The sequence below is a fragment of the Desulfosporosinus sp. I2 genome, assembly GCF_000960765.1.
Classification (GTDB): Bacteria; Bacillota; Desulfitobacteriia; order Desulfitobacteriales; family Desulfitobacteriaceae; genus Desulfosporosinus.
The window spans coordinates 1-8,543 of sequence record NZ_JYNH01000182.1 but is presented as its reverse complement, the minus strand read 5'-3'; the positions used below and the strand labels follow the sequence as shown (position 1 = coordinate 8,543).

Here is an 8,543-nt window from a genome sequence, read left to right as displayed (position 1 = left end):
AGAAGTTATCGATCAGAATTGCAATATCATATCTGTGATGTATTTCCTTATGGCTATACCGTTTAACAATAAAATCCTTCATTCCATCTAGTTTAGTCGAGTCAACTTCTACCCTGCCATCATTTTCGTTAAGTAAAAGAATTCCTAACAACAGATTACTTTTGTTACCGGCAATGACTCCTATCTCAGGACATGGAATACTAACAGGTTGCGAAATTTGATTACTATTAGTTCTGAGATCATTCAAAGGCTTATAGATTTTCGTCACTGGTGAGAATAGTTTGATGGCTAGGTCAGCTAGTTTGGACCCATTGTTGGGTGGTGCAATTAAAACACATCGACCTATGTTCGGAGAGAAGTTGTTTGCCAGATAACTCCTTATGATAAGGCCGCCCATACTGTGTCCAACCAAATGAAGCTGTTGCTGCTCAGCCATTGTTGAAAGTATCTTATTCAGTTCACTTTGTAGTACTTGATTGCACTCATCGAGTGTTCCGAACCTTGTCGGAAGATTTAGAGTAATACAATTGTATCCTAGATCAGTTAAGTTTGATTTTAGGGTAAGCATGTCTGATTCATTTTTGTTGTAGCCATGGATTAAAACCACTGTCTTGTCAATATGCATTTCTAACTCCTAAAATTTAGCTTAGCTATAAAGCAATAAAGTCTTCATTCAATAAGTACAAGCTTCCCACTAGAAAGCTAAGAATTAATGCTGTATACTTAATATAGCTAATAATGTAAATGACTTTGCAATTCAGGTATCATCGAGTGAATAAAGGAGAGTTGAGAATGCCTCAGGAAAGCTATGATTTAAAACGCAGGGCAAAGGAACAGTTAAACGAAAAATGGCTTCAAGCTGGACTTGTGTCAGGACACACAACGAATTATACAGGTCATTTATCACGCGACATAATTAAAGGGATTAGAAAAACCTCAGAGGTTTATCTAATCCCTTTGATTATGCCAGAAGTAGATCCATTATGTCCAGCAGACTTATGCGAAAAATATGTAGTCGAATAATCCCTAATGGACGAAAAATGGTTTGACATCTTCGAGGGCTTTTTTTAAACCTTCCATCGCTTGCTCATTCATTCTACCAGATTTACGCATCCTTTGTAATAGTTCCTCAGGGGTAATACCCTGCATCCTCATCGTTGTAATGATCTCTTGCTCATCCTTGGTTAAATCTTTCCATTCTCGCACAACTATACACCTCCACCAATACTTAAAACAGCTTCCTGTTTAAAGTATAGCTTTTGAATTGTGGCATTTTTCTATGCACAATGTTTTTTGATCATTCCCTCTTTATAAATTTGCATTGGGTAATTTCTTTTTCGCTAGCTTCTCTTTTAAGGCTTTTACATCCTCATCGATGAATCGGTGCGTGATACTGCGGACATTAAATTTTGGCGGCCGCCTTAGTTGCCCTTATGCTTCCAGACGAAGACACTGTCTTCGCACGTATTAGCCTTCTTGCAGTATATAACGAAGTTATACTTTCTGACTAGTATAAAAAAACCCTCGCGAGAGGGGTTTAGGAGGAGAATGAGAAGAAAGTTTATGTCAACCGCTAAATTAACGGGTTTTGTTATTCTAGCACTATTTAGTCTATGTACTCATCCACGGTTGGTAATGCCCTTAATAAGGAAGGAATCGCACCAATTATAACTAAGATAATAATTAATTTCATTTTTATTTACATCTCTTTCTAATCTTTATTGACGAAGGACCTTATGTATTTATCTTAATCTACATTTGTTACCGTTCCGTGACCTCTATGTGAAGAATTTGTGAAGTTTTTTTAGCACTTGAGGGCCACAAACATAAGCCAATACCAGCTAGTACTAGAGTGAACCCGGCCCAGTGATATAATTCCAAACGTTCTCCTAAGAAAATACAAGCAAATAAAATGCCAAATACTGGTGAAATATTGCCAAATATAGCAGCTTTTCCACTGCCAAGACGACTAATTCCCTCAAAATTAAGCAAGACGGCAATACCAGTCACAACACATCCCATGTACAATAGAACTAACATACTCGAGCCTGTAAAATTCCAACTTTTGTAAACCGCTTCCCAAATCCCATAGGGCAACAAGAAAATCGTACCGAAGAGAAGAGAATAAACACTTGTCACGATAGGTGAAAATTTTGTCATTACCCCTTGACCTATAATTGTAAATAATGAAACTGCCAAAACGTTAAGCAACATAACCAGGTCACTCGTACTTAAGTTCAAAGAAATCAATCGAGCGAAAGAGCCTTGAGCAATTACGACTAAAAGACCTAAGAAGGAAAGCGCAATTCCAGACGCTCTTAACTTTGAGGGAATTACTTTCCAGCCGAAAGCTAAAAGTGTAATGGTAATTGCAGGGTTTGTTGCAGAAATAATTGACACAATTGTGGCTGAACTATATTGTATAGACCATAAAAAAGATGCATAAGCGACCGTTATACCGAGAAATCCCATCAGTGCGAAACGAAGTAAATCTTGTCTATTTAGCATGGGGCTTTGACGTAAAGAACGCCTGGCCAACGGAAATAATACTAACAACCCAAACAGCCCTCGTAAGACAGCCAAAGTAATTGGTGGTATATCACCTGAAATAAAACGAGCTGCTACAACATTCCCTCCGTAAAGTAGAGAAGATAGTAAAAGTACTAAGTATCCCCCAATTTTTAGATCTTTAGTCTCAATCTTTGACATATCAATCATGACAAACCTCATTTTCGTTTGTAATACCAATAGTAGCATATCATGTTCTCGAACGATTACCCAATACCCGAGCTCGCTTTATCTACCGTTTGATTTGCATTAAAATAAAAAAATAATCTCCGCGTCCGGAGATTATAGGCGCAATGTCCCATAGTCTTGTCTAGATATTGGGACAAGATTTTGAAAAAGTGTCCCTCCGGTTCTAATGCAAAAAGATCCTGCAGTTGGATCTTTTTGCGACAGAGTTTATTTTCGCCTTTTTCATATAGTCTTCTTTTTCCTAGCTGAGTAGGAATTTCTATCTGCTTAATATAATACAACAGAGTTATAAATATTCAAGGGTATTCATGTTAAGAATTTATTAAGGTTTCAGTGAATTTGCATGGAAAAAGTGATTTCACTTGCTTACACTTAAACGTGAGCCCCCTATAAAAGAAAGAAAATGTCCGTTTAATAAAAGGTTTTTTGTCCTTTTTAGCGAATCAAATATACGAGGTGATAATTTTGAAGACGCAATATCTTGTAATTCCTGTCACGGATGAGGAACGTGAGCGTTTTAATCATGTATGTTCTAAACTAGGAGTTACCATCGAGCAATTCTTTAATACGGCGTTACGTGAAGGAGAAATGGAAATACTAAGCACAGAGGCATTTAGTCCCGGCGGTACATTTTGGAATGAGGAACAATCCTTCAAAAAGGACTCTGAATAAGTGAATTTATCTTTACTATATCTTACTTTGTAATATAATAGGTTCTAGTGTTCGAATAAGCCTTCGAAATACCTTTGTCAGCGACTACTTTTAAGCTATACTTTGCGTTTTTTTCGAACGTCTTGGAAGGGTGGTGAATATATGTCTGACCTCAAAAATTCCGACTTAGAAAACTTAGCTGAAAGCCTTGAAAAACGTGCTAATGACAATGAAAAACCTCTTAATATGGTAAGTTTTAAGGATCTGTTTACACCGTCTTTTATGGCGGAACATACCCAGTTTTCAAATTTTAGTGAGCTGCTCATCATCGGAAAATTCGCTGTAAACAGCCTTGAGGAGTTCATGTCCCTTCTTGATGATAAATTTGACGCATTTATAAAGAAAACTACTCAATTTCAAACTTGGGAAGAGATGCAGTCGACTGCTGTTGCTGAATATGTAAAGACATTAAACTAAATCGTTCCTCTCATCTTTTATCAAATTTAAACTCCCACTTTTTCAGTGGGAGTTTTTAATATGCTTTCAGATTAACTAGCTCAGTTTGCAAGTTCAAAAAATCCTTTTTTACTATTATAAATAAAGACTTCTCCTGTTTCTATGGTGTAATACATACCCACAATCTCAAGCTCTTTATTATTGTACTTTTCGACGATGAATGGGTAAGTTAACAAATGTTTTATTTGTTCAACAATGTTCATCTGTTCTGTCAGCCATTCCCTCTTCATGAGTTCATCATCATCTTTTAATTCTTCCATTACTCTAGTCTTAACATTTTCAGCTAACTCTAGCCATTTCTTTACATTGGGTATATTATCTAGGACTGCATCAGGTAAATAAATGGATGCACATCCACCACAATTCGAGTGTCCACAGATAATGATACTTTTTACGTTTAATACCTTAACTGCATATTCAATGGCGGCAGTAGTGGCAGATATCGTTAGATCTTCTTGTGTTTCGTGATATTTTGGAATAATATTAGCAATATTTCTAACAACAAATATTTCTCCTGGTAAAGATTTTGTAATTAATTCTGGTACTACACGTGAATCTGAACATGCAATAAATAACGTATGAGGCTCTTGACGATTCTTCAGTCTACAAAACAAATTCTTGTGTTCCTCATAGTCTTGAGTTCTAAATTTAATGAGTCCTGCTAAGATACTCTCCATATCCAAACCTCTCTTTCACTATAGAAGTATTCAATATACAGTCTATATATAAAATTGCTATTTACTCATTTTCCTCTATAGAGAAGATTATCATTAATATGCATAAATCGTCAATATGGACACCATATATTTAAATTATGGAAACTATTCCACAGTATGGCCATTATTTCCACTTAAACTTTGGAATATTTTTAGGATTAAGCTCATTATTACTGGATATATGAAGTATTTTTTAATTTATTTCATGAAAAAAACCTTTTTCCTCGTTAAATCATTTCTTTTCTGCCATCGATATTTTCGATTACATAAGTACCGTATTCTTAATCGTCAAAAGCTAAAACTCCATTTACCGCCAATGAAATAAACTCCTAATAATTAAATCCACCTCTAACCCTAAACTCTTCGCACTTTGAATTAGAAATACATACTATATAAATAATAAGCTCCAGCAATCCCCCCTGGGATTGCAACCGCAAGCAGGAAGGCAAAAATGGTTGGTTTTAAAAGGTCCTTCCAAACACTATATTGGGTCATTCATATCACCTCTTAGTAATTCAGCTAAGTGATCCTCAGATAATGTTTAGCTTTAGCTAATGAGTTGAGTTTATTTCTATTTTTTAAGTAAAACCCAGCTGTGTTATTATTGGACACGAACTGGGTTTTTTGTAATTATTCAGAGTCGAATTGATTTTGACTCCCTTCCATAATTCCTTTATTATGAACTATTTGATCTACTTCTAATGTAAGTATTCCACCCTTAGCATTTTTACGACCATCTTTGCCAAACTTTAGTGTGCTATCATCGTTTAAGACGCTCACGACCCCTGCTGGTTCCCAAGTCTGTCGATTTAATTGGGAAGCATGCTCCTTGTCATTTTCGTGACTCATCAAATTGACCTCCTTTGTTTGGTTTTATATTTCTATAAGATCTATTCAACATTATAGATTTCCCTTTACAAGGATTATTACTCATATCATCAAAGCGGAATAGTTTGGAAATCTTTTCAATAAAGGGTATCCAATCAAGTCCATAAAGACATACTATTAAAGATTAATTAATAGAGGGCAGAGGCGATGCTATGAGTATTCAACAACTCCATACCACCCCAGACACATTAATCCCCACTCATCAGTTTACTGAATTAACTTTCGTGGAAGATCAGTTACAGATCGTATTCGAAAAAGCCGATGGCCTCATTAAACAGAGCTGCGTCAGCTTATTGGAATCTGGCGGCAAAAGAATTCGTCCACTTCTGACTCTCTATAGTGGTTTATGTTTTTCTCCCTTAAATCCATCAATGATACAGGCAGCTGTTGCGACAGAGCTTATTCACATGGCCTCCCTGATTCATGACGATGTGATCGATGAATCTACAACCCGACGTGGGAAACCGACCGTTAATTCTTTATACGGCAACCATGCTGCAATACTTACTGGGGACTATCTCTTCGCTGAAGCCTTTAATATTCTATCGACTAACCAGTTACTAAAAAGTATGACTTACCTTGTTGAGGCTATTCAAGCAATGTGTCATGGAGAAGTCAATCAAGCAGATGAGAAATTCTCAAGTTATATTGGAATACAGCATTATTTTCGTCGCATCGCCAATAAAACGGGAATTCTTCTGGCAGCTTGTTGTCAGTCTGGTGCTTACCTTGCTGGTTCAGATTCAGAAAAACTGAACCTTATGCGGGAATATGGACTAAACCTTGGCTATGCCTATCAGATAACAGATGATATTCTAGATATTAATGGGAATGCAGAATGCCTAGGTAAACCTGTCGGAGCTGATATTATAAATGGAAACGTTACACTTCCGTTGTTTTATCTTTTGGATAACCCGATTTACGGTAATTGGCTCAAAGAAATCTTGAGTACTCGAAAGGTATCTACCCAGGGTACACAAAGTATCAAAGAGGCCCTTATTAGCACTGGATGTCTTGAACAAGCACAAGCTACAGCTACCCAATGTATCAATCAAGCAAAAACTTGCCTTAATACAATCCCCGCGAGTCCCTATAAGTCGACCCTACTTGAGTTGGCCGATTCCGTTCTATACCGGTCAACATAGCTTTAACCTTCTATAAAGTTTTATAGAGCCTTACCCTTTCTCAAAAGGCGACATAACCCATAGAGTAGATTTACTCCCCATCCACTATCCTTTAATAATTGTTTACTTATTGACCTTATTTCCCTGTCATCACCTTTTTCGTCGGACAGATACATAGCTAAAAGCCCTTGAACAACGATGGTATGAAATTCTGGATAATCAAGTTTATTCGCTTGAATCAGGGAATTACTAACAAATAGTTGCAAGCGTTCATAAATCATTTCCGTATGGTCATAATAAGCGACGAAATTCAATTGATTAGTTTCTCTATCCTCACGTAGATCAATGAAATAGTCCATCAATATATGGAGGCCGCAAATCCAGGGAAAATAGGCTTGCTTAGTTTTCATGGATTGTTCTACGGATAATTGCGGATCAAAAGCGATAGCGTACAGACAAAAAACTCCCAGGGTTGAACCCGATGCTGCAGCAAATTCCCAAACTGTTATTTCAGAATCATCCGCTAAGTATGGTTTAATCCAGTTTAACATTTTTGATTCCCGTTCCTCGTACGCTAAGTGTTTATAAGTTTGTAAGCACGCATAAAGTTTAGCAAGCTCTAGCCTTTCTTCTTGAACAATATTATATGACGGAAGCTTCATTATGCATTGTTGGCAGGTTTTAACGAGCTGCACTAGATATCCGCCATCCTCTCGATAAGGATAATACTTATAATAATCCGAAGGAACTGCTAGAGGGTTTAAGGCTTCTTGCATGGCTATGTGCAGTTGAGAAAATGCCTTTTCATCTTGAACCTCAAGGCTGTCGACTAAATTATCAAGATAATCACTCATCGTTTGATAAGCAACAATAAATTGAACCGTTGCTTCCTGATTTACACCTGGATAGAGTGCATAAATGCTTCCCCCTTGGCAATGAAAGGCTTTTGCACGGATACTTTCAGTCGCTTGCTTACTTAAGCGGGCATCAGGCAGCTTTTCTGCTAAGTTTTTCCAGCCCGCAAGTTCATATTTAACCATTGGGAAAATTTTCGAGACATACAGATAAATCAGCTTCACACGACTCATGGTTTCATAGTTTAGGTTATGCATAGTTATTTCCCTTCAAAAAGTATAAATAAATCCTTTATAATACTATTTCCTCATTCGGGCAATTCTATCTATGTAGTAAAATCTAAGGACAAGTACAATTCATTACAGGTTTAATTAAAAAAGCATTTTTTGATACGAATACAAAGACGGAGCTATTTAGCTCCGTCTTTGTATTCGACTATTTTTCCGATTTAACTTCTTTTACTTCTTTTATGTCTTCGGTTTTAGTATTTCCTTCACTAGAATCTTTAAATTCTTTAATCCCTTTACCCAATGCTTTCCCTAATTCCGGCAGCTTTCCCGGTCCAAAAATTACTAGCGCAATGACAAGAACAATACCTGCTGTCATAGGGGTAATAAATCCAAACGTTGTCAGCATAATTTTGTACACCTCCATTATTATAACAAACAATCCATAAAAATTAATAATTAATGTTAACGTTACTTATAGATTAGCCAATTAATCTACGTTTATCCTATCGTATCAAAGGACAACACGCAACCTATTTTTAACTAATTTTCTTTTCTCTCAAAAAGTTCTTCATAGCCTAAATATAATTCCCAGATTATATCCCAAAGCTCGCCCTGCGCTTGAGTCACTTTCAGTCCCAATTCTTTGGCTTCTCGATGTCCGATGGGATATCCATGAGAATAGTATCCCTCAGTTAAGGCCTGTGTGACAGCAGGAACTTGATCGAGGTGATCTTTCAGCATGTAGCGTGTTAACAGAGTTTCTGCATATTGCCGCGACGCTTTAATGGTCTTTTCATAGTCTCCAA

At 36.7% G+C, this 8,543-nt stretch carries 11 protein-coding genes and 1 pseudogene; 4 read left to right on the top strand and 8 right to left on the bottom strand.

The window, feature by feature from the left end:
• On the bottom strand, positions 1-625 hold a 625-nt coding region (locus UF75_RS23405; RefSeq protein ID WP_052693565.1), incomplete at its 3' end, for an alpha/beta fold hydrolase.
• A 167-nt stretch (positions 626-792) separates the two neighbouring features.
• On the opposite strand from UF75_RS23405, the gene UF75_RS23400 reads away from it, so the two are divergent.
• The gene (locus UF75_RS23400; protein ID WP_045576933.1) at positions 793-1,023 is read left to right on the top strand and encodes a hypothetical protein; all 231 of its coding nucleotides are present in this window, start codon (positions 793-795) and stop codon (positions 1,021-1,023) included.
• 3 nt (positions 1,024-1,026) lie between these two features.
• On the opposite strand, the gene UF75_RS23395 is transcribed toward UF75_RS23400, so the two are convergent.
• Together UF75_RS23395 and UF75_RS23390 are read right to left on the bottom strand one after the other, a co-directional pair.
• Positions 1,027-1,206, bottom strand: coding sequence for a hypothetical protein (locus tag UF75_RS23395; protein WP_045576932.1), 180 nt, complete (start codon positions 1,204-1,206; stop codon positions 1,027-1,029).
• Positions 1,207-1,761: 555 nt separating this feature from the next.
• On the bottom strand, positions 1,762-2,730 hold the full coding sequence (locus tag UF75_RS23390) for a DMT family transporter (RefSeq protein WP_045576934.1): 969 nt from the start codon (positions 2,728-2,730) through the stop codon (positions 1,762-1,764).
• A 492-nt stretch (positions 2,731-3,222) separates the two neighbouring features.
• On the opposite strand from UF75_RS23390, the gene UF75_RS23385 reads away from it, so the two are divergent.
• Together UF75_RS23385 and UF75_RS23380 are read left to right on the top strand one after the other, a co-directional pair.
• A complete protein-coding gene (locus tag UF75_RS23385; RefSeq protein WP_045576931.1) occupies positions 3,223-3,429 on the top strand; it encodes a hypothetical protein in 207 nt (68 codons plus the stop codon).
• Positions 3,430-3,570: 141 nt separating this feature from the next.
• Positions 3,571-3,885 carry a hypothetical protein gene (locus tag UF75_RS23380; RefSeq protein ID WP_045576930.1) on the top strand — a complete coding sequence of 105 codons (315 nt, stop codon included), beginning with the start codon at positions 3,571-3,573 and terminating at the stop codon, positions 3,883-3,885.
• An 80-nt stretch (positions 3,886-3,965) separates the two neighbouring features.
• Here the strand turns inward: UF75_RS23380 and UF75_RS23375 are convergent, their stop codons facing one another.
• Both UF75_RS23375 and UF75_RS23370 read right to left on the bottom strand, forming a co-directional pair.
• Positions 3,966-4,601: a carbonic anhydrase gene (locus tag UF75_RS23375; protein ID WP_045576929.1), complete on the bottom strand. Its 636-nt coding sequence runs from the start codon at positions 4,599-4,601 to the stop codon at positions 3,966-3,968.
• A gap of 669 nt (positions 4,602-5,270) precedes the next feature.
• A complete protein-coding gene (locus UF75_RS23370; RefSeq protein ID WP_045576928.1) occupies positions 5,271-5,489 on the bottom strand; it encodes a hypothetical protein in 219 nt (72 codons plus the stop codon).
• Between the two features lie 191 nt (positions 5,490-5,680).
• Here UF75_RS23370 and UF75_RS23365 point away from each other — a divergent pair, with 191 nt between their 5' ends.
• The gene (locus UF75_RS23365) at positions 5,681-6,673 is read left to right on the top strand and encodes a polyprenyl synthetase family protein (protein ID WP_045576927.1); all 993 of its coding nucleotides are present in this window, start codon (positions 5,681-5,683) and stop codon (positions 6,671-6,673) included.
• 20 nt (positions 6,674-6,693) lie between these two features.
• Here the strand turns inward: UF75_RS23365 and UF75_RS23360 are convergent, their stop codons facing one another.
• The 3 genes and pseudogenes from UF75_RS23360 to UF75_RS23350 all read right to left on the bottom strand — a co-directional run.
• Entirely contained in the window at positions 6,694-7,764 is a 1,071-nt protein-coding gene (locus UF75_RS23360) for a tetraprenyl-beta-curcumene synthase family protein (RefSeq protein ID WP_045576926.1), read from the bottom strand.
• A 178-nt stretch (positions 7,765-7,942) separates the two neighbouring features.
• Entirely contained in the window at positions 7,943-8,143 is a 201-nt protein-coding gene (gene tatA / locus UF75_RS23355; RefSeq protein WP_045576925.1) for a twin-arginine translocase TatA/TatE family subunit, read from the bottom strand.
• 134 nt (positions 8,144-8,277) lie between these two features.
• Positions 8,278-8,543 (bottom strand): annotated as a pseudogene (locus UF75_RS23350) (peptidase); the annotation flags it as partial.